Origin of the sequence: Micromonospora zhanjiangensis (assembly GCF_042650605.1) — a bacterium.
GTDB classification, from domain to species: domain Bacteria; phylum Actinomycetota; class Actinomycetes; order Mycobacteriales; family Micromonosporaceae; genus Micromonospora_J; species Micromonospora_J zhanjiangensis.
Map to the genome: position 1 here is coordinate 223,473 of NZ_JBHSBN010000006.1, position 20,451 is coordinate 243,923.

A 20,451-nucleotide genomic window follows, 5' to 3' on the forward strand; every position below is an offset into this window, starting at 1 on the left:
TCACCGCCCAGCGCGGATTGTCAAGAGGTCACGGGGAAGGCCAGACGTACACCGGGCAGTCCGGCCTCGGCGCCCGGCGCGCGTCCGGACCGAGCAGATCGCGGGCCCGGGCCCGGGCCAGATTGGTTCCCCGCCAGTCGTCCGGGTGTTCGGTCAGGTCCGTGGCGATCGGGTACAGCGCGCAGTCCCGCTGCCGGTCGGTCAGCCGGTTGATCGCCGGCACCGCGTCGGCGGAGAGCGTGGCCAGGTACGCCACGTCCAGCCGCCCGGTCCGGGCGTACCGGTCGATGTTCCGGTCGGCGATCAGCCGGTCCGGGTTCACCACGACCAGCCCGAGCAGCGCCGCCACCGCCGCGCCGAGCACCACCCGGGGCAGCCAGCCGGCCCGCAGCCGGATCCCGGCGGCCAGCACCAGCACGAAGATCAGCCCGAGCCACAGCTCGCAGGCGGTGACCAGCAACCGCAGCCGGGTGGCGCCGAACGCGGTGGTGTAGAGGTTCATCCGGTGCACCGCCGAGGCCACCACGACCAGGCTCAGCCCGGCCAGGGTGCCGAGCAGCAGCCGGACCAGCAGCCGGTCCGGCCGGGTCCGCCGGGGCGCCCAGCGGCCCGCCCCGGCGATCACCAGCAGGCTGCCGGTGGTCACCACCAGCAGCTGCCAGAAGCCACCGCGGGCGTACTCGGCGAAGGTCAGGTCCGCGGTCCGCAGCACATGCTCCGAGCCGCCGAACAACACCGTGACCTGCACCAGGACGAAGGCCGCGAACAGCAGGTCGAGCAGGCCGACCGGCACCGCCCACTCCAGCCGGCGTACCCGCCGCCGCCCGCCACCGGCGATGCCGCGCAGGTCCACCGGCGCCGCCAGCAGGTACGCCGCGCCGGTCAGCACGACGGAGAGCACCGCGAACAGGAAGACCCACTCGGCCACCGTGTCGATCGACAGGTCCGGCAGCAGGTCGTCGACCAGGCCGGCGAAGGCCGCGTCGGCCGAGGCGAACAGCGCGCCGAAGACCACCAGCAGGACGATCGAGACCACCCCGGTGGCCAGGGTCCGTACCGGTGCCGAGCCGGCGGCCCGGCGGGTGCCCCTGGCCAGCCAGGGCACGCCGCGGATCACCGCCACGGGCGGGGTCAGGGCGGCGAGCAGCAGGCCCCGCACGGTACGCCCGTCGGTCACCGCCAGCCAGCCGGTCATGACCGCGGTGAGCAGGCAGAACACGTACAGCCAGTCGGCCGCGCGGACGACGCCGACGCCGACCAGGGTCACCGTGGCCACCGCCCAGGCCAGCCGCTCGACGGTACGTCCGGCCGGGCGGCCGTCGCGCGGCCGGGCGTCACCTGGTCCGGCCTCGCGTGCCCGGGTGTGGCGTGCCCGGGTGTCGCGTGCCCGGGTGTCCCGAGGCTGGGTGGCGGGTGCCCGGGTGTCGGGTGGCTCGACGTCCCGTGGCTGGGTGCTAGGCGGTCGGGTGTCGTCGCCCGCGTCGCCGCGGTCCGGCTCCCCCGTGTTGCCGGACCGCGGCGACGTGTTCGGACCCGGCGTCCGGTGCGCGACGGCGACCGCCGCCAGCGCCGCCACGGCGGCGACGGCGGCCACCAGCCAGCCGAGTCCCGGCCGGTCGATCGGGATGCTCACGGCACCCACCACCGCTGCGGCGACCAGACCGCCGACCACGGCGGGCCGGGCACCGACGGCCGGGCCGGGCCACCGCTGGGCGAACAGCGACGGCGCGGGCCCCGCGAGGACCGGGTAGCCGCCCGCACCCGCCGGTGGCAGCGATCGTGCCGTCGGCGGCACCGCACCCGGCAGCGGTCTGGACGCGGGCGCCGGTCCGGGCGCGGGCGCCGGTCTGGGCGCGGGCGTCGGTCTGGGCGCGGGCGCCGGTCCGGTCGGTGCCGTTGGTCCGGGAGGTCCCGCCGGTCCGGGCGGCGCGGCACCCGGCCCGGCTGTCGGGCCGCCGGTCCATGTCGGGGTGCCGGGTCGGTCGGCGGTGGATCCGGTGGGGGGATGCTCGTGCTCGCTCATGGTGACTCCGGAAGGTGAGGGCCGGTCGACCGGCGGCGCTGCCGGACGGTTGGCGGGGACGGGTCGGCGGGCGGATCGGGGCACGACGGATCCGGCCCGGTACGGCCGGACCGACGCGGATCGGTAGGTGGATCGGTGCGCCGCCGCTCGGGCGCGGGGGATCAGGGCAGGCTGGTCAGGGAGCAGATCGGAGAAGACGGATCAGCGAAGGCGGATCAGGAGGAGGACGTGACCGGCGCCGGGGCGGGCCGGCGCAGCGGCAGCTCGACGCGGATCAGGCAGCCGACCGTGGGCCGGTCGCAGACCGCGATCCGCCCGCCGTGCAGTTCGACCACCCAGTGCGCGATGGCGAGGCCGAGGCCGGTGCCGCCGCCGATGGCCCGGTCGCCCCGGGTGAAGCGCTCGAAGACCCGGGACCGGGCCTCGACCGGGATGCCCTCGCCCTCGTCGCTCACCTCGAACCAGACCCGGTCGCCGTGCCGCTCGGCGCGCAGCCGTACGGTGCCGCCGGGCGGGCTGTGCCGGGCCGCGTTGTCCAGCAGGTTCGCGAAGACCTGGTGCAGCCGGCCGGGGTCGGCCTCGATGCGCAGCGCAGCCACCGGGTGGCGTACCTGGAAGTGGACCTCGCGTCCGGCGCCGGACGCGGTCACCGCGGCCTGCTCCACCACCTGGTCGAGGAAGTCGGCCACGTCCAGGTCGAGCCGGCGCAGCGGCACCACGCCGGCGTCCAGCCGGGACAGGTCGAGCAGGTCGGCGACGAGGTGCCCGAGCCGTTCGGTCTGGGCGAGCGCGACCCGCAGCGTGCCGGGCTCCGGCTCGGCCACCCCGTCCACGATGTTCTCCAGCACGCCCTGCAGCGCGGTGATCGGCGTACGCAACTCGTGCGACACGTTCGCGATCAGCTCCCGCCGGCGTTGGTCGGCGACGGCGAGGTCGGCGGCCATCTGGTTGAACGCCCGGGCCAGTTCGCCGACCTCGTCCCGGGAGGTGGCCCGGACCCGGCGGGTGTAGTCGCCCCGGGCCATCGACCGGGCCGCGGCGGTCATCTCCCGCAGCGGCGAGGTCATCCCGTGCGCCAGCACCTGCGAGGTGGTCAGCGCGACGAAGATCGAGATCAGCGAGGTGGCCGGGGGTAGCCACTCGATGGCGTACCAGAAGTAGGACATCCCGGCGGCACCGGAGGCGACCAGCAGGATGCCGAGCTTCACCTTGATCGACCGGACCGGGTCGAGCGGTCGCGGCAGCAGGTCGAAGGCGCGGACCGCCGTCGTGCGCAGCGCCGTCATGCCCGTACCTCCAGGGCGTAGCCGACCCCGTGCACGGTACGGATCAGATCGGCGCCGAGCTTGCGTCGCAGCGCCTTGATGTGGCTGTCGACCGTCCGGGTGCCGGAGGCGTCGGCCCAACCCCACACGTCGGCCAGCAGCCGCTCGCGGGGCAGCACCGTGCGCGGATGCCCGGCCAGATGGACCAGCAGCTCGAACTCCGTCGGGGTCAGATGCGCCTCGACGCCCTGCCGGCTGACCCGGCGTTCGGCCTGGTTGATCTCCAGGTCGCCGAGCCGCAGCGTGTGCCGCGCGGCGGTGGCCGCCCGGTCGACCCGGCGCAGCAGGGCGTGCACCCGCGCGGCCAACTCGCGCAGCGAGAACGGCTTGGTCAGGTAGTCGTCCGCGCCCACCGCCAACCCCACCAGCAGGTCCGTCTCGTCGTCCCGGGCGGTGAGCATCAGCACCGGCACCGGTCGGTCGGCCTGGATCCGCCGGCACACCTCCAGCCCGTCGAACCCGGGCAGCATCACGTCCAGGACGACGAGGTCGGGCCGGAGCGTCCGGACCGCGTGCACCGCGGCGGGCCCGTCACCGACCACGTCGACGGTGTATCCCTCGGCCCGCAGCCGGGCCGCGACGGACTCGGCGATGGTGTGCTCGTCCTCGACGACCAGAACCCGACGCTCGCTCGGGGCGGCACTGCGCTCGCTCATGCCGAGGACTCTAGGCACCCGGCGTGGAGGGCGGTGGGTGGCATTGTGAACAACCTGTGGAGAACCCGTCACCCCTGTGGATAACTACGGCGCGGGGCCGGCGGTTTTCGCCGCCGGCCCCGCGCACCCTGGTCTCCGGTCAGTTGGTCTGGATGGTGATGTCGATGACTAGTGGCCCGTTCGCCGGCACCGGGAACGAACCCGGCGACTGCCAGGGCTGGTTCGGCACGCCGCCGCCCGCCGGCCTCGGGCCGGGCCTCGCCGGAGCCGGCGACACCGCGCCCCGCGGACCGGCCGCGCCCGTCGCGCCCGGGTCGCTGGCCACCCCGCCGCGCATGCTGGGCGCCGCCGGCCACTGCCCGGAGTACTGCCGGTCGTTGGCGTCGAAGACGTCGTACGTCAGGTAGACGGACTGCCCGGCCAGCGCACGCAGGCTGTAGTGGCCGTCGTCCATCCAGCACGAGCCCACGATGTCGCCGGTGACGGAGTTGTGCGCCAAAATGTAGCCCGAGCCGAACGGGGTGCCCGACTTGTCCTTCACGGCGCCCGTCACCTCGGTGCCGACCCGCAGGGCGGCGTCCTGGCTGGCGGTGCCGCCCGCGGTCACCTTGACCCTGGTCGCGTCGTACCGGTTGGTCGCCCCGCCGGACCACATAGCGGGGTAGCCGTGAGCGTCGAAGACCAGCGGCCACTCGTACGGGCCCAGCCCGTCGAACCGGTAGCGACCGGTCGAGTCGGTTTCCGCCCCGTCGCCCGCGCCGACGCCGGGATGGACGGTCAGCAGGTTCACATTCGCACCCACCAGCGGCGCGTTCGTGCCGGCGTCGGTGACCCGGCCGGTGATGGCACCGGCCTTGTCCAGCTTGATCGCGGGACCGGCGGTGAGCGTACGCAGCCCGGCCGTGACGGTGACTGCCTGCCGCTGGTCACCGGTGCCGCCGGTCGCGCCGACCCACTGCAGGCCGTAGCCGCTCTCCCGGCGCGGATCGGCGTACAGCTGGTACGACCCGGCCTCCAGCAGTCCGATGGTCACCTTTCCGGCGGCGTCCGTGCAGTCGCCGTACCCGTCGGCCCGGTACGTGGGCGCGCCCGCGCGATACGGCACGACGCAGACGTTGGCGACCGCCCGACCGGTGGCCCGGTCGACCACGGTGGTGCTGATCCGCGCGGCGGGTCGGAGCTTGACGGTGACCTCGACGGTCTGGTTGCCCACCACGTCGACGGTCTGGTCGGCCGAGAAGTAGTCGCCGTTCGGCGCGTACACGTAGATCTCGTGCCGGCCCTGGGCCAGCCCGGTCACGGTGGCGACTCCGGTGCCCTTGCTGCAGGTGTCCGAGACGCAGAAGTTGGCGACGGCGGCGCCGGTGCCGGAGTCCACCGCCTTGACCCGCACCGAGCCGGTCGGCAGCCAGCTCTCGTTGATCGAGGTGGTCCGGCCCGCCTCGACGGTGACCGTGTCGGCCTCCTCGAAGGTGAGCTTCTGCCGGTAGTACTGGAGGCGCTCCCCGGCGGAGAAGTTCATCTTGTACGAGCCGACGAGGAGGGTGACGTCAAAGTTCCCGGCGGCGTCCGTCCGCGCCCACGCGCCGGTTCCCCACCTCGGCGTGAAGACGTCGACATCGACGTTCGCGGCCGGCTGACCGGTGGCGGTGGTGAAGCGACCGGCCAGGTGACCGGTGGGCAGCACCCGGTCGTCCGCGGTGACCTCCTGGCCCGCGCCGACCTCGAAGGCGGTCGCCGCGGTCTCGTCGAGCGTGCCCGGGACGTACTGGGTCTGGTACGAGTCGCGAATCGGCTGGAGCTCGACGTGGTACCGGCCCGGGATCACCGGCATCCGGTAGCGGCCCTGGTCGTCGGTGAGGGCCCAGGACAGTTCCATGGTCTCCACCCCCCGACCGGTGATCGAGAGGTCGGGAACCGGAGCGCCCGCCGCGTCGGTGATCTGCCCGGTGATGACGCCGGTCGGGCGGAGTTGCTCGTCGACTCGGGTGGCCTTGCCGGCCGCCACGGTCACCGGGTCGGCATCGGAGATGCGTGACCGCTGGTGGTAGTACTGCTCCGGATTGTCCGGTGCCTGGAAGCTGATCAGGTACGAGCCGGCGGCCAGGTTGGCCACCGTGTAGCCGCCGGTCGCGTCGGTGGTGGCGTTGCCCACGTAGTTCCAGCTCTCGCTGTCCACGATGGAGACCCAGGCGTCGGCGGCCGGTGCCCCGGTGCTGGTGGTCAGTCGCCCGGTGATCGAGCCGGTGGCCGCGGCGTGCGCCGGCGCCGCCGGCACGGCGGCGACCGCGACGAGTACGCCGGCGAGCGTCACCCGGCGCAGAAAAGGAGTGCCCATGCAGGTCCTCTGAGGGTGGGAGGGTGGGAGGGTGCGGGGCAGGCACGGCGACAGACACGCCGGAAACGCCCCGACCCGCGCCCCGCTCGCCGGTCGGCCCCCGGAGGATATGTCACCGGCGTTGATCGGGTGGTCCGCTTTTCGGCCGGTCGGCGGCCGCCTCCCGGCGGGTTCCCGGCCCGCGGGGCCAGCAGTCGCCTCCCGGCGGGTTCCCGGCCCGCGGGCCGGTTCCGGTGCGCCTGGCGGCCGCGCGCCACCGGGGCCGGCGGTGCTCAGCGACCCCAGTCCTGCTTGGCCGCCCGGACCAGCTTGTCCTTCAACTCCCGGGTGTGCCGCCGGCTGACCGGCAGCTCGGTCTCGTCGACGACCACCACGTACCCGGAGTTGGCCAGCCGCAGCTCCGCGATCAGCCGCAACTGCACCAGGTAGGACCGGTGGATCCGGACGAAGCCCGCGTCGGCCCAGCGTTCGGCCAGGGTGGCCAGCGACACCCGGACCAGGTGCGAGCCGTCGGCGGTGTGCAACCGGGCGTAGTCGCCCTGCGCCTCCACCCAGCGCACCGCCGACCGAGGCAGCATCCGGGTGGTGCCGGCCAACTCGACCGGAATGGTCGGGTCCTCCTCGGTCCGGGCCAGGGCCGCCGGGTGGCTCGGCACCACCCGGGAACCCACCACCCGGCGCAGCGACTCGGCCAGCCGTTCGGCCCGGACCGGCTTGCGGACGTAGTCGGTGACGCCCAGGTCGAACGCGTCCACCGCCCCGTCGTCGTACGCGGTGACGAAGACGACGGCGGGCGGCCGGGCGAACCGGCGCAGCAGCCGGGCCAGTTCCATCCCGTCCAGGCCGGGCATCCGGATGTCCAGGAACACCGCGTCCACGTCGGTGTCCCGCAGCACCCGCAACGCCTCGGTCGCGTCGGACGCGGTGTGCAGCAGGGCGACCCGTGGGTCGGCCCGCAGCAGGTAGGCCAACTCGTCCAGCGCGGGCGGCTCGTCGTCGACCGCGAGGACCCGCAGGAAGGCGGTCACGTGCCGGCCCGGACGTGACGGTGGAACTTCGGCACCCGCATGCTCACCTTCGTACCAGCTCCCAGGCCGGTCTCCACCACCAGCCCGAACTGGTCCCCGAAGGCCGACCGCAGTCGTTCGTCCACGTTCGACAGGCCGACGTGCTGGCCGGAGTCGTCGGCCGGGTCGGTGGCCGCCGCGGCCATCCCGGCGGCCAGCCCGGCCGGATCCATGCCCACCCCGTCGTCCTCGACGGTGATGTGGCACTCGGCTCCGGCGTCCCGCGCCTCGATGCTCACCATCCCCACCCCCGTCTTGCGCGACAGTCCGTGCCGTACGGCGTTCTCCACCAGCGGTTGCAGGCACAGGAACGGCAGACTGACCGGCAACACCTCGGGGGCGATCTGCAGGCGTACCTGCAGGCGGTCGCCGAACCGGGCCCGTTCGATCGTGAGGTAGCGGTCGATCGAGCGCAACTCCTCGGCCAACGTGGTGAAGTCGCCGTGCGCCCGGAACGAGTACCGGGTGAACTCGGCGAACTCCAGGATCAGCTCCCGGGCCCGTTCCGGATCGGTCCGCACGAAGGACGCGATGGCGGTCAGCGCGTTGTAGATGAAGTGCGGGCTGATCTGGGCGCGCAGGGCCCGTACCTCGGCCCGGGCCAGGCGCTCCCGGGACGACTCCAGCTCGGCCAGGGCGAGCTGCGAGCCGGCCCAGTGCGCGGTCTCCAGGGTGGCCTGGACCAGCCCCGGTGCCGGCTGCCCGTCGGCGACGGCGACCAGGGCGCCCACCGGCCGCCCGTCCGGTCCGCGCAGCGGGGCCACGACCGCGCCGCGCACCGGACAGTCGACCCGGTCGCAGTGCAGTTCCGACTCGCCCAGCACGGTGGACCGGTCGGCGGCCACCGCGCGTCGGGCGGCCAGCACGAGTTGGTCACGGTGGTGCCCGCCGCCGCCGTCCAGGGCGAGCACGCCCCCGTCGTCCACCAGGGCCAGGCCGGCCGCGCCGACCAGCACCCGCAGATGGCGTACGACCTTGGCGGCGTTGCCGGCGGTGAGGCCGGCCCGCAGCGGTTCGGCGGCCAACCCGGCGGTGTGCAGGACGTCGTAGGTGGCCCGTTGCATCGGGGTGGCGATGCCACGCCGTCCGCGCAACCGGACGACGGCGAAGACGGCCGCGGTCAGCGCGGTGACGAGTGCCAGCACCGCGAGCGCCGCGGACAGGTTGGCTCGCACGCCGTCGATCCTGTCCGGTGCGCCCCGACCGCGCCACCCCGGCGGGTGGGTCAGTAGGCGCCCTTGCGGGCCAGCACCACGCCGATGGTGCGCCACAGGATGCTCAGGTCGTAGGCGAGCGACCAGTTGTCGACGTAGTACAGGTCGAGCCGGACCGACTCGTCCCAGGACAGATCGGACCGTCCGGACACCTGCCACAGACCGGTCATCCCGGGTCGGACCAGCAGCCGACGTCGGACGTCGCCGAGGAAGTCGCCGTCGTCGGCCGGCAGCGGTCGCGGCCCGACCAGCGACATCTCGCCCCACAGTACGTTGATCAACTGAGGCAGTTCGTCGAGCGAGCTGGCCCGCAGGAACCGGCCGATCGGGAAGACCCGCGGGTCTTGCTTGATCTTGAACAGCATCCCGTCGGTCTCGTTCTGGTCCACCAGGCCGGCGAGGCGGTCCTCGGCGTCCACGTACATCGTCCGGAATTTCCAGACCCGGAACGTCCGTCCCTCGTGCCCGACCCGGGGCTGCCGGAAGAAGACCGGGCCCGGGTCGCTCAGCCGGATCGCCACCGCGATGGCGATGAACAGCGGGACGAGCAGCAGCAGCCCGAGTCCGGCGGCGCACCGGTCGAGCAGGCTCTTGGCCAGCAGGGCCGGCCCGGACAGGGTCGGCTCCTCGACGTGCAGCAGGGGCAGGCCCTCGATCGGCCGGATGTGCACCCGCGGGCCGGCGATGTCGGTGAGCTGCGGCGCGACCACCAGGTCGACCCCGGAGCCCTCCAACTGCCAGGCCAGGCGGCGCAGTTCACCCGGCTCGGCGGTGGCCGAACCGCAGACCGCGATGGTGTCGCCGCCGACCTCCCGGACCAGCGCCAGGATGTCCCGGCCGGCGTACACCGGGACCGGGGTCTCGATCCCCCGGGCCGCGGCGATGCCGTCGGTCAGGTGGATGGCGACCGGCACCAGACCGGCGGACGGGTTGCGGGTGACCGCCTTGTGCACCTCCAGCGCGTCCGGCAGGTTGCCCACCAGCACCATCCGGTGCCCGGCGTAACCGGCCTGCCGGCGCAGTCGTTGCAGGACCAGGCGGGCGGTGAACCGGATCAGCAGGATCAGCACCATCGTGCCGACCAGGGCGGTGCCCACGGTGAACCGGGACAGGTCCGTCTTGGTGGCGAAGGCGACGAACGAGACGGTCGCCGCCACGGTGACCGCGGCCCGGACCACCCGACGGAACTCGTCGGTGCCCAGCCCGAGATACCGCCGGTCGTAGGCGCCGTTCGCCCACAACAGGAACAGCCAGCTCAGCGGCAGCAGCAGGTAGGCGATGGTGTTGAACAGGTCCCGGTTCGCGGCGAAGCCGGACGCGGCCTGCTCGAACGAGGCGATGGCGATGAGGCTGACCAGCGCCACGGCGCCGAAGTCGAGGAGCACCAGCACCGCCGTGTAGGGGCGGTGCCAGCGGGAAACCCGACGGCGGGCCCGTGCCCAGGCGGAGCGGGGCACCCCGTTGGGCGACTGGGGTGCTGGTCCCTGGATCTCGAAGCTGTCGACGTGCCGCAATGGCCCGCCTCGGCCGGTGCCGGTGGCCGGGCGTTGGAGGCTGGTCGTCACCTCACCTAAGTCCTCCCGCATGACACGTGCCGCCCACTCGCCATAGGGGCTCGGATCGCCCACACTTCCAGTCTCCCACGCGGGATCACCCGGAACGTGGACCCGTGGGACTTTACGCCCCACCACCTCGATGTGAGCCGGTGTGCTGCCGCCGGTGGATCCGCGACCGGGCCACTATACCGATGGATGACCGCTTCGGTAGACCTCGGAGTCCGGAGTTCATCGGTGGATTAGTGATTTTCTTTGCAGCGGTGATTTTCGGTCACCTACCGCACAAGTCGGGACAACCGACGGTCAGCAAGGGGCTTTCCGCCGGTCTGACAGGTGGGGCAGTACTGGAGGCTGGAATCGGCGAACGACACCTCACGCACCGTGTCACCACAGACCGGGCAGGGTAGTCCGGTCCGCGCGTGCACCCGCAAACCGGACCGCTTCTCACCCTTCAACTCCGCCGCCCGCTGACCGACCGAACGCTCGACCGCGCCGCCGAGCACCTCCCGCGTCGCGGTGTGCAGGGCCGCGACCTGGTCGTCGGTGAGCCGGTCGCTGATCACGAACGGGGACAACCGGGCCGCGTGCAGGATCTCGTCGGAGTACGCGTTGCCGACGCCGGCGAGCACCTGCTGATCGGTCAGCACACCCTTGAGCTGGCCGCGTCGGCCGCGCATCCGCTCGGCGAAGGTCGCCAGGTCGACGGTCGCCGCGTCCGGCCCGAGCCGGGCCACCCCCGGCACCTGCGCCGGGTCGGTCACCAGGTAGGCGGCCAGCTTCTTCTGCGTACCGGCCTCGGTCAGGTCGAAGCCGGAACCGTCGTCGAGGCGTACCCGCAGGGCGATCGGGCCCTTGCCCGGCCGCAGCGGGACCCCGGAGGAGAAGGCGTCCCGGTAGTGCAGCCAGCCGGCCCGGGCCAGGTGCACCACGAGGTGCAGCTCGCCGTCCAGCACGACGTCCAGGAACTTGCCGTGCCGCCCCGCGTCGGTGACCTCGCGGCCGGCCGCGGCGGACGGCGGCGGGTCGTACGTCTTCAGGGCGCTGATCGCCGAGACCTCGATCCGGTCCACCCGGCGACCCACCGCCCGCTCCCGCAGATAGGCGGCGAGTGCTTCGACCTCCGGTAACTCAGGCACGTCCCCAACGGTAGCCTCTGGACGTGTGAAGGTGGTCGTGGCGCACAACCGGTACCGCGAGGCCCAGCCGTCCGGCGAGAACACCATCGTCGACCTGGAGATCGCCCAGCTCACCGCGGCCGGGGTCGAGGTGCTGCCGTTCCTGCGCAGCTCGGACGAGATCCCGGCGCTGCCGGCGACTGCCAAGGCACTGCTGCCGATCTCCCCGATCTGGGCGCCGCAGGCCCAGCGGGACCTGGGTCGGCTGCTCGCCGAACACCGGCCGGACGTGGTGCACCTGCACAACCCGTACCCGTTGATCTCGCCCTGGGTGGTGCGGACCGCGCACCGGCACGGCGTGCCGGTGGTGCAGACGGTGCACAACTACCGGCAGGTCTGCTCGTCCGGGGTGTACTTCCGGGACGGCCGGATCTGCACCGACTGCCGGGGCCGGGCGTTCGGTTTGCCGGCGGTGGTGCACCGCTGCTACCGCGGCTCCCGGGCGCAGAGCGCGCTGATGGCCACCACCCTCGCCGTGCACCGGCCCACCTGGCGGTCGGTGGACCGCTACATCGCGCTCACCTCGGCGATCGCCGATCACCTGCGGGACTACGGCATCCCGGCGGACCGGATCACGGTGAAGCCGAACGCCGTCCCCGACCCGGGACCGCCGGCCCCGCTCGGCGACGGTTTCCTGTTCTTCGGCCGGCTCTCCCCGGAGAAGGGCCTCGACCTGCTGCTGGACGCCTGGCGGCGGCATCCCGACGGCGACCTCGGCCCGCTGCGGATCGCCGGTGACGGCGAACTGCGCCCACTGGCCGAACGGGCCGCCGCCGAGCGGACCGACGTGAAGTACCTCGGGCCGCTGGACCGGGCCGGCGTCGCCGCCGCGCTGCGCGACACCGCCGTGGTGCTGGCCGTGCCGACCTGGCACGACGTGCTGCCCACCGTGGTGATCGAGGCGCTGGCCGCCGGCCGGCCGGTGCTCGGCACCGCGCTGGGCGGCATCCCGTACCTGCTCGGCGTGGACGACCCGACCCGGGCCGCCGGCTGGGCCGTGCGGCCGGAACCCGACGAGTTGGCTGTCGCACTGCCGGTGGCCCGCGCCGGCGCCCCCGGCCTCGCCGCCGCCGCCCGGGCCCGCTACGAACGCACCTTCCACCCCGACGTCGTCACGAAACAACTCCTCGCCACCTACGAGGCCACCCGCCGCCCCTGACCCCCACCACCCCCGCGCGGGCGCCCCGCCCGCGCCCCGCCGCGCGGCAGCGCGGCGCGGGGTGCGGGCAGCGGGCGGGTGGGTGTCAGCGGAGGGAGGAGCGGGCGGAGAAGGCGATGCTGGCCAGCAGGAAGCCGCCGTTGATCACGGTGAAGGCGGCGACCAGCCAGATCGTCCAGGCCGGCGTCACGGTCAGCACCAGGCCGGCCAGGAAGATCACCGCGCCGTAGTCGCGGATCAGCTTGACCAGGCGGACCGGCAGCGAGGTGGACGGGACCATGCTGGCGGCGTTCGGGCCGGCCTGCATCACCGAGGTCACCAGGTTGACCATCCAGGTGCCGGCGAACCCGGCCACCAGCCAGCTCGGGATGCCCGGACGCTGCGCCACCGCGGTCGCGGACAGCGCCGCGACCAGCGCGATCTGCGCGGCCACGTCGCACAGCACGTCGACCCGGGCGCCCGCCGGGCTGCCCTGCCCGGTGACCCGGGCCAACTGCCCGTCGGCACAGTCCAGGGCGTACGCGAGCTGCCAGGCCAGCAGCGCGACCAGGCCGACCGGCCAGGCCGGTACGTCCCCGACGGCCACCGCCGGCGCCAGCGCGACCACGGCCACCGAGGCGGCCAGCCCGAGCACCAGGTTGGCGAGGGTCAACGCGGTCGGCGGCAGCCCCGCCCGGTCGGCCCCGACGGCCAGCGCCGCACCGATCCGCTGGCTGATCGCCTCGCTGAACAGCCCACCACCCCGGTTGACCCGGTAGAAGTCGGCGGCGGTGGGGCGGGTGGCGTCAGACACCGAGGTCGCGGATCGCATCGACGTAGTCTGCCAGCCGGTCCCGGATCTCCTCCGGCGACAGGTCGAGGTGCTCCAGGATGGTGTAGCGGTCCGGCCGGGTCCGTGGCGCGAATGCCACCGCCTCGGCGAACTGTTCCCCGGTCAACCCCACGTCGGCCGGGACGCGGGGCAGGTTGTGCCGGTCCAGGCAGGCCGACATCTGCGCGAACCGCCGTTGGTCACCGCGCAGCCAGGTGCAGAACAGCGCACCGAGACCGGCCAGCTCACCGTGCGAGGCGGTCGCCGGGTACAGCGTGTCGATGGCGTGCATGATCTCGTGGCAGCCGCCGCTGGCCGGCCGGCTGCTGCCGCAGACCGCCATCGCCAGGCCGCTGGAGATCAGCCCCTCGGCGAGCACGGTGAGGAAGTCGTCGTCGCCCATGTCGCCCGGATGATTGATGATCGCCTCGGCGGCGGCCCGGGCCAGCGAGGCGGCCAGCCCGTCGACCGGTTCGCCGCGTACCCGGCGGGCCAGGTCCCAGTCGGCGAGCGCGCTGATGTTGCTGATCACGTCGCCGATGCCGGCCCGGTTGTGCCGCTCCGGGCCGGCATCCACGAAGTCCAGGTCGACGATCACGGCGATCGGGATGTGCACCCCGTACGAGCCCTTGATCCCGTCGGTGACCAGGCTGGCCACCGGGGAGGCGATGCCGTCGTTGGCCAGCGCGGTGGCCACCGAGACCATCGGCAGGCCGCGCCGCATCGCCGCGTACTTGGCCACGTCGACGGTCTTGCCGCCGCCGATCCCGACCACCGCGTCGTACGACCGGGAGCGCAGCTTCGCGCCGAGGTCGTTGGCGGCGTCCAGGGTGGCACCGGCGACGGTGAAGACGTCGGCGGAGCCCAACGACGGGCCGATCAACTCGGCGATCTTCTCGCCCTGGCCCGGCCCGACCACCACCGCGACGTCACCACCGGCGGAGATCCGGCCGTCGGCCAGGATCGCGCCCAGGTCGGCCACCGCCCCCCGCCGCACGTCGATGTGCAGCGGGGTCTGTACGGAACGGGCTAGTAGCGGCACGCGATCTCCCGGGCCCGGATCAGGTCGTCGTGGTTGTCGACCTCGACCCACTCGACGTCGCCGATCGACGCGCCGCGCACCTCGCCGCCCCGGTTCGCGTACTCCTGGTAGCCGTCCTCGTAGTAGAGGTTGGGGTCGCGTCGCCAGGTGGCCTCCAGCGCCTCGGCCAGGCCCGCCGCGGCGTGCGGCTCTATCAGCGTCGCGCCGATGTACTCGCCGTACGCCTCGGCCGGATCCATCAGCTTGGTGATCTTGGTGAGCTGGCCGTGCTCGTCGAAGACCGTCTTCATCTCCTCGTCGGCGCACTTCTTGACGGTGTCCAGGGCCAGCAGGATGCCCGGTCCGCGCTCGGCCAGCAGGGTCCGCTCGACGCTGACCGGGTGCACGGTGTCCCCGTTCACCAGCAGCGCGCCCCGCGCGAAGTGCTCCCGGGCCAGCCAGAGCGAGTACGCGTTGTTCCACTCCTCGGCCTTGTCGTTGTGCACCAGGGTGATCTTCACGCCGTACCTCGACTGGAGATCGTCCAGGCGGGCCTCGACCGCCTCGGCGGCGTAGCCGACCACGATCACCACGTCGGTGAGCCCCACCGCGGCGAGGTTGCGCAGGGCGATGTCCAGGATCGTCGTCTCGCCGTCCACCGGTACGAGTGCCTTGGGCAGGGTGTCCGTGTACGGCCGCAGCCGACGTCCCGCGCCGGCGGCGAGCACCAGGCCGATCATCGAATACTCCTTCTCCGCAGGTTCGGTGGCACCGCGGTCCGTGGACGACGGCTACCGCAGGAGGATAGCGCTGCGTGACAGCACGGCCGGCCGCAGCCGTGCTCAGCCGGGCAGGGCGGCCAGGTCGGCGAGCAGTTCGAGCCGCTCGGTCGGGGCGATCGCCCGGTACGGCCCGGCGGCCCGGCGGTCGGTCTCCAGCTCGATGGCGCGCCGCTCGGGGCCGTCGGGCAGGGCGCTGATGCTCCGCGCGGTGTGTCCCGCCGCGGTCCAGGCGGCGGCGTGCGCGTCGGCCCGGTGGTAACGCAATGTGCTCAGCCGGTTCAGCAGCAGCACGCCGGCCGGGGTGCCGTCCGGCTCGTACGGCGGGCCGAGCGCGTGGAACGCGGACCCGGCCTCCCGGGCCCACTGGTCCGACCAGGTCGGTTCGTCCGGTTCGCCCGCCGCGCCCACCGGGTCGGTCGGGCCGGACCGGTGCGCACCGGTCGCCGGATCCGTCCCGTCGGCCGGTGCCGGGCGGGCGGCCCGGACCAGCAACCGGCCCACGGTGCCGACCAGCCGGGTCACCCGGGCCCGGTGCCCGTCCCAGAGCCGTTCGGTGACCCGGGCGTGCAGCTCGGCGATCTCGGTCAGATAGGCCACGCCCCGCTCGGTGGCGCACAGCCCACCGCCGGCGGTCCGGTAGATCATCCCGTGCGCCACCTGCTTGTCCAGCGCGCGCTGGCACCTTGCCGGGTCGGCGTACCGGGTCACCGCGGCGAAGCCGGGACCGCTGACCGTGCCGCCCGGCACGGCGAGCCGGGTGCGCAGGTCCACCAGGAAGCCGGTGGCCGCCGGGCCGCCGTACCGCCGGTCGAGTTCCGGCCGGCCGGCCGCGCCGGCGGCCCGCAGCACCCCGAGACAGATCCGGTCGACGGCCGGTGCGACAAGCGCCGCGAACCGGTACGGCGCCAGCTCGACCGGATCGTTCACCCGCGCATCACCGGCCGGGTCGGGACGGCGGTCACAGGCCGATCGAGTGCAGCGCCGCGAAACCGTCGTCGACGATGCGGCGGAGCAGCCCGTCGCCCGCCTCGCGGTGCTCGTCCAGGATCACCGTCTCGTGCTCGGCGATCCAGCGGAACTCGGTGTGCTTGCCGGCCTCCAACCGGGGGCGGGCCAGGTCGCCGTCCACCCGGACCAGGAAGTCGTTCTCGATCCGGTCCAGCCCGTCGTCCCCCGTGTACGCGTAGCTGCCGACCTGGCCGAGGACGTGCGAGACGGTCCAGCCGGTCTCCTCGGTGACCTCGCGGCGCAACGCGTCGTCGTCGGACTCGCCCGGCTCCAGGTGCCCGCCGACGATGTCCCAGCAGTTCGGGAACAGTCGTCGCCGGGGTGACCTGCGCTGGATGAAGATCCGACCGTCGTCGTCCACGACCAGCGCACCAGCGCAGCGGAGAGGGGGCACCTGGTCGACATTAGTCACCACGGAGGGCTGATGCGCAGCGTGAGGTCTTGTCCGCATCGACGGAAGGCAGCACGATGTCCGTACCTGTCCGGCCTTCCAATGAGGTGATGCGCGATGCAGGTACGGGAAGCGATGTCCAGTGAGATCCTCGTCGTCGGACCGGATCACACGCTTCGACAGGCGGCTCGGATGATGGCCGAACGGCGGGTCGGCTCCGCGATCGTCATCGATCCGGACTCCGAGGGCGTCGGCATCATGACCGAGCGGGACGTCTTGAACGCGATCGGTGCCGGGCTCGACTGCGACACCGAACGCACCGCCGCGCACCTCACCTCGGAGGTGGTCTACGCGGACCCGGACTGGACGGTGGACGAGGCGGCCGAGGCGATGGCCCGGGGCGGGTTCCGGCACCTGGTCGTCATGGCGGGCAGCGAGGTGCTCGGCGTGATCTCGGTCCGGGACATCGTCCGGGTCTGGACCGGCCACCGGACCGCCGCCCGGCTCTGACCGCACCGGCGTCGCCGACCGCCACGCCGCTCCTCGCCGGGTCGGTATCGGCGGTGCCGTACCGGTCGGGTCGCTCAGTATGCGGACACGGCCGGTCCTGCGGCGCAACTACCACGGTCGCCCGTACTCTGGGTAGTCATGACCGCCGAGCAGCTGATCTCTTTCGCCCGTGGGGCACCCTCACTGGACATCGTCGATGTCGACGGACTGAAGGCCGCGGCCGTCCGCGCCTTCGACGCCGACCCCGCGGGCATCACCGCGTACGGCACATCGGTGGGATACCTGCCGCTGCGTGAATGGATCGCCACCAAGCACGGCGTGTCGCCGGACCAGGTGCTGGTGACGAACGGTTCGTTGCAGGCCGACGCCTTCCTCTTCGACCATCTCGTCTCCTCCGGTGACGCCGTCGTGGTGGAACGCCCGACGTACGACCGCACCCTGCTCAACCTGCGGCAGCAGGCCGGTGAGGTGCACGCGGTGACCGTCCAGCCGGACGGCGTGGACACCGCCGAGTTGCGCAAGCTGCTGGAGTCGGGGATCCGCCCCCGGCTCGCCCACATCATCCCCAACTACCAGAACCCGGCCGGCGTCACGCTCTCCCTGGACAAGCGGCGCGAACTGCTCGACCTCGCCGCCGAGTACGACTTCATCATCTTCGAGGACGACCCGTACGCGGACATCCGGTTCCGCGGCGAGCGGCTGCCGTCGATGTTGTCGCTGGACACCGGCAACCGGGTCGTGCACGCCTCCAGCTTCACCAAGACGGTCTGCCCGGGGGTCCGGGTCGGCTACCTGATCGGCCCGGCCGACCTGATCGCCGACATCGCCAAGAAGGCGACGAACCTCTACATCTCGCCCGGCATGGTCGCCCAGGCGATCGTGCACCAGTTCTGCGTCTCCGGGGACATCGACCGGTCGATCGAGACCGTCCGGACGGCCCTCGGCGAGCGGGCCCGGTTGCTCGCCGAGGCGCTGCGCACCCACCTGCCCGAGGCCCGGTTCACCGAGCCGGACGGCGGCTACTTCCTCTGGATCGAGTTGCCCACCGACGTACTGGCGGAGAGGATCGCGCCAGCGGCGGCCGAGCGTGGGGTGGCGGTGGTCAAGGGCACCGACTTCATGCTCGACGGCGGCCGACACGCGCTGCGGCTGGCCTTCTCGGCGGTCACCGCGGACCGGATCGAGGAGGGTGTGCGCCGGCTGGCCGAGGCGGTCGCCGCGGTCCGCGGCTGACCGGGCGGGCCCACCGACCACGCGGGCCGGACCGCGGTGACGCGAGTCCGGCTCGGCGTGGCCCCGCGCGCCGGCGCAGTTGATCACGCTGCCGCGGGCGCGGCGGCGTACCCTTCAGGCGCAGACACCCGAACCCGGCGGAAGGGGGTGCGCCGCGATGACCGACCGACTCAACCCGGAACGGGCCACCGGCAACGGGACCGCCCGTACGAGATCGCGCGCCTGGACCGCGCCGGCCCGGGCGATGAGCCGCATCCTCAGCGCCGACGGCAATCAGCAGCGCCGCCCGCCGGCCGCGCGGGCCGGGCACAACGCCGTGGTCGACTGCGCACTGTACGTGGACGGCGTCCGGCAGCCGGGCGACTGGGACTACGTCGAGGCGCTCGCCGCGGCCCGGGGGCAGTCGAACGCGTTCGTCTGGCTGGGCCTGCACGAGCCCGGAGCGGATGATCTCGCCGGCATCGCCGAGACCTACGGCCTGCACGAACTGGCGGTCGAGGACGCGGTCAAGGCGGCTCAGCGGCCGAAGCTGGAGCAGTTCGGCGAGGTGAGCTTCCTGGTGCTGAAGACGGCCCGGTACTGCGAGCACGACGAGCTGACCGAGAACTCCGAGGTGGTCGAGACCGGCCACGTGATGCTCTTCATCGGTCCGCAGTTCGTGATCACTGTGCGGCACGGCGACGCCTGCCGGCTCTCCCCGGTCCGGGCCGACCTCGAAACCAAGAAGGAACTGCTGGAACAGGGGCCGTGGGCGGTTGTCTACGCGGTCACCGACCGGGTGGTCGACCTGTACGTGGAGGTGGCCGACAAGGTGGAGGACGACCTGGACACCCTGGAGGCGGAGGTCTTCTCCCGCCAGACGACCGGCCGGATCCAGCGGATCTACCAGATGAAGCGGGAGTTGGTCGAGTTCAAGCGGGCGGTGGTGCCGCTGCAACGGCCGATGTTGTCGTTGACCGGGCAGATGAACCGCGCGGTGCCCAAGGAGATCCGGCGCTACTTCCGCGACGTGCAGGACCACCTCACGCGTACGGTCGAGCAGGTCAACTCCTACGACGACCTGCTCAATTCGATCCTCCAGGCCCGGTTGGCGCAGGTCAGCGTCGAGCAGAACAACGACATGCGCAAGATCGCCGCCTGGGCCGCCATCGGCGCGGTGTGGACCGCCATCGTCGGCATCTACGGCATGAACTTCGACCACATGCCGGAGCTGAAGTGGACGTACGGCTATCCCGGCGTCTGGTGTGTGATGTTGCTCATCTCCCTGGTCCTGTACCGCTGGTTCCGCCGCAACGGCTGGTTGTGACGGTCGAACCGGTGGCGACGGAGCTGGTCCGCCGCCACCGGTACGAGGGCGCCATGCCGGTGACCGGCCGGTCAGTTGTGGCTCGACGAGCCGGTGGTGTTGCCCATCACGCCGTCGGCCTTGCCGTTCGCCTTGCCGTTCGTGTTCTTCGCCGCGCCCTGCTTGGCCCCGTCGGTGACGGTGCCGGCGGCCGAGGCGAGTCGGTCCTCGGCCTTGGCGGCGGCGTCCTTGGCCGCGGCGGCCTTTCCGGTCGCGACGGTGGGGTTGTCCTTCGTCACCCCGCCGACCGCCGAGCCGCCCGCCGCCGAACCGCCGCCCGCCGAACCGTCCACGGGCAGGTCCCGGGTGGTCCGGTCGCCGTCCAGGTCCGCCAGGGTGTCCGGGTGGTAGGCCTCCCACTCCACCTCGGCCGCCCGCCGCCGCCGGGCCGCGACCACACCACCGGCGATCGCACCGGCGGCCAGCGCGCCGGCCACCATCGGCCACTTGCGCCGGGCCACGAACGACTGCTTCCGGCGGACCGGCCGCAGGCTCTTCGCCTTGGCCTTCTTCGCGGCCTTGCCGGCGTTCCGCGCGCCGTCGGTGGCGGCCGCCGCCAGCGGCGCGAACGCCGCCACGGTCGAACCCCAGCCGCTCGACGCGCCGTCCCGGATCTTGGTCGCGGTCGGGGCGACCTGGGCCTGGGCGGCCCGCACCCGCGGCCCGACCGTCGCGCCCACGCCACCCGCGGCGTGCGTCGCCGCCTGTACGAAGTGCTCGAGGCTCTCGCCCAGCTCAGCCTTGACGAGATCGCGGTGGGTCCTGCGGCGCCCGAATCCAAACACGGTGTCCACCTCCTGCTGTGACGTCTCCGTCATCCTCCACCTTCGGATGCCT

General features: G+C 73.1%; 18 protein-coding genes. 4 read left to right on the forward strand and 14 right to left on the reverse strand.

What is annotated here, in order from left to right:
* Positions 1 to 28 precede the first annotated feature (28 nt).
* The 8 genes from ACFOX0_RS11785 to ACFOX0_RS11820 all read right to left on the reverse strand — a co-directional run bounded on the left by ACFOX0_RS11785 (position 29) and on the right by ACFOX0_RS11820 (position 11,315).
* A complete protein-coding gene (locus ACFOX0_RS11785; protein WP_377544699.1) occupies positions 29 to 1,795 on the reverse strand; it encodes a DUF4153 domain-containing protein in 1,767 nt (588 codons plus the stop codon).
* A gap of 443 nt (positions 1,796 to 2,238) precedes the next feature.
* A complete protein-coding gene (locus tag ACFOX0_RS11790) occupies positions 2,239 to 3,309 on the reverse strand; it encodes a sensor histidine kinase (protein WP_377544701.1) in 1,071 nt (356 codons plus the stop codon).
* Positions 3,306 to 4,004 (reverse strand): response regulator transcription factor, encoded by a 699-nt coding sequence (locus ACFOX0_RS11795; protein WP_377544703.1) that lies wholly within the window; start codon positions 4,002 to 4,004, stop codon positions 3,306 to 3,308. Before ACFOX0_RS11795 ends, ACFOX0_RS11790 begins: the two co-directional genes overlap by 4 nt.
* 139 nt (positions 4,005 to 4,143) lie before the next feature.
* On the reverse strand, positions 4,144 to 6,342 hold the full coding sequence (locus ACFOX0_RS11800) for a carboxypeptidase regulatory-like domain-containing protein (protein ID WP_377544705.1): 2,199 nt from the start codon (positions 6,340 to 6,342) through the stop codon (positions 4,144 to 4,146).
* 272 nt (positions 6,343 to 6,614) lie between these two features.
* Positions 6,615 to 7,370 (reverse strand): LytR/AlgR family response regulator transcription factor, encoded by a 756-nt coding sequence (locus tag ACFOX0_RS11805; protein ID WP_377544708.1) that lies wholly within the window; start codon positions 7,368 to 7,370, stop codon positions 6,615 to 6,617.
* The gene (locus ACFOX0_RS11810) at positions 7,367 to 8,584 is read right to left on the reverse strand and encodes a sensor histidine kinase (RefSeq protein ID WP_377544711.1); all 1,218 of its coding nucleotides are present in this window, start codon (positions 8,582 to 8,584) and stop codon (positions 7,367 to 7,369) included. Before ACFOX0_RS11810 ends, ACFOX0_RS11805 begins: the two co-directional genes overlap by 4 nt.
* 50 nt (positions 8,585 to 8,634) lie before the next feature.
* On the reverse strand, positions 8,635 to 10,137 hold the full coding sequence (locus ACFOX0_RS11815; RefSeq protein WP_377544896.1) for a sugar transferase: 1,503 nt from the start codon (positions 10,135 to 10,137) through the stop codon (positions 8,635 to 8,637).
* A 317-nt stretch (positions 10,138 to 10,454) separates the two neighbouring features.
* On the reverse strand, positions 10,455 to 11,315 hold the full coding sequence (locus ACFOX0_RS11820) for an Fpg/Nei family DNA glycosylase (RefSeq protein WP_377544713.1): 861 nt from the start codon (positions 11,313 to 11,315) through the stop codon (positions 10,455 to 10,457).
* A 25-nt stretch (positions 11,316 to 11,340) separates the two neighbouring features.
* Between ACFOX0_RS11820 and ACFOX0_RS11825 the strand changes: the two genes are divergently transcribed.
* Positions 11,341 to 12,513: a glycosyltransferase gene (locus ACFOX0_RS11825; protein WP_377544715.1), complete on the forward strand. Its 1,173-nt coding sequence runs from the start codon at positions 11,341 to 11,343 to the stop codon at positions 12,511 to 12,513.
* Positions 12,514 to 12,598: 85 nt separating this feature from the next.
* Here ACFOX0_RS11825 and ACFOX0_RS11830 read toward each other — a convergent pair whose 3' ends face one another.
* The 5 genes from ACFOX0_RS11830 to ACFOX0_RS11850 all read right to left on the reverse strand — a co-directional run bounded on the left by ACFOX0_RS11830 (position 12,599) and on the right by ACFOX0_RS11850 (position 16,529).
* On the reverse strand, positions 12,599 to 13,324 hold the full coding sequence (locus ACFOX0_RS11830; protein WP_377544718.1) for a CDP-alcohol phosphatidyltransferase family protein: 726 nt from the start codon (positions 13,322 to 13,324) through the stop codon (positions 12,599 to 12,601).
* Positions 13,299 to 14,366: an iron-containing alcohol dehydrogenase family protein gene (locus ACFOX0_RS11835; protein ID WP_377544721.1), complete on the reverse strand. Its 1,068-nt coding sequence runs from the start codon at positions 14,364 to 14,366 to the stop codon at positions 13,299 to 13,301. The genes ACFOX0_RS11830 and ACFOX0_RS11835 overlap by 26 nt, the downstream gene beginning before the upstream one ends.
* Positions 14,354 to 15,085, reverse strand: coding sequence for a phosphocholine cytidylyltransferase family protein (locus ACFOX0_RS11840; RefSeq protein WP_377544724.1), 732 nt, complete (start codon positions 15,083 to 15,085; stop codon positions 14,354 to 14,356). Before ACFOX0_RS11840 ends, ACFOX0_RS11835 begins: the two co-directional genes overlap by 13 nt.
* Before the next feature lie 102 nt (positions 15,086 to 15,187).
* Positions 15,188 to 16,054: a hypothetical protein gene (locus ACFOX0_RS11845; protein ID WP_377544727.1), complete on the reverse strand. Its 867-nt coding sequence runs from the start codon at positions 16,052 to 16,054 to the stop codon at positions 15,188 to 15,190.
* Between the two features lie 31 nt (positions 16,055 to 16,085).
* Positions 16,086 to 16,529 carry an NUDIX domain-containing protein gene (locus tag ACFOX0_RS11850; RefSeq protein WP_377544730.1) on the reverse strand — a complete coding sequence of 148 codons (444 nt, stop codon included), beginning with the start codon at positions 16,527 to 16,529 and terminating at the stop codon, positions 16,086 to 16,088.
* Positions 16,530 to 16,643: 114 nt separating this feature from the next.
* Here ACFOX0_RS11850 and ACFOX0_RS11855 point away from each other — a divergent pair, with 114 nt between their 5' ends.
* The 3 genes from ACFOX0_RS11855 to corA all read left to right on the forward strand — a co-directional run bounded on the left by ACFOX0_RS11855 (position 16,644) and on the right by corA (position 19,575).
* Positions 16,644 to 17,036: a CBS domain-containing protein gene (locus ACFOX0_RS11855; RefSeq protein ID WP_377544733.1), complete on the forward strand. Its 393-nt coding sequence runs from the start codon at positions 16,644 to 16,646 to the stop codon at positions 17,034 to 17,036.
* 138 nt (positions 17,037 to 17,174) lie between these two features.
* A complete protein-coding gene (locus tag ACFOX0_RS11860) occupies positions 17,175 to 18,269 on the forward strand; it encodes an aminotransferase-like domain-containing protein (RefSeq protein WP_377544736.1) in 1,095 nt (364 codons plus the stop codon).
* Positions 18,270 to 18,426: 157 nt separating this feature from the next.
* Entirely contained in the window at positions 18,427 to 19,575 is a 1,149-nt protein-coding gene (gene corA / locus ACFOX0_RS11865) for a magnesium/cobalt transporter CorA (RefSeq protein WP_377544739.1), read from the forward strand.
* Positions 19,576 to 19,646: 71 nt separating this feature from the next.
* On the opposite strand, the gene ACFOX0_RS11870 is transcribed toward corA, so the two are convergent.
* A complete protein-coding gene (locus tag ACFOX0_RS11870; protein ID WP_377544742.1) occupies positions 19,647 to 20,432 on the reverse strand; it encodes a hypothetical protein in 786 nt (261 codons plus the stop codon).
* Between the last annotated feature and the right edge of the window lie 19 nt (positions 20,433 to 20,451).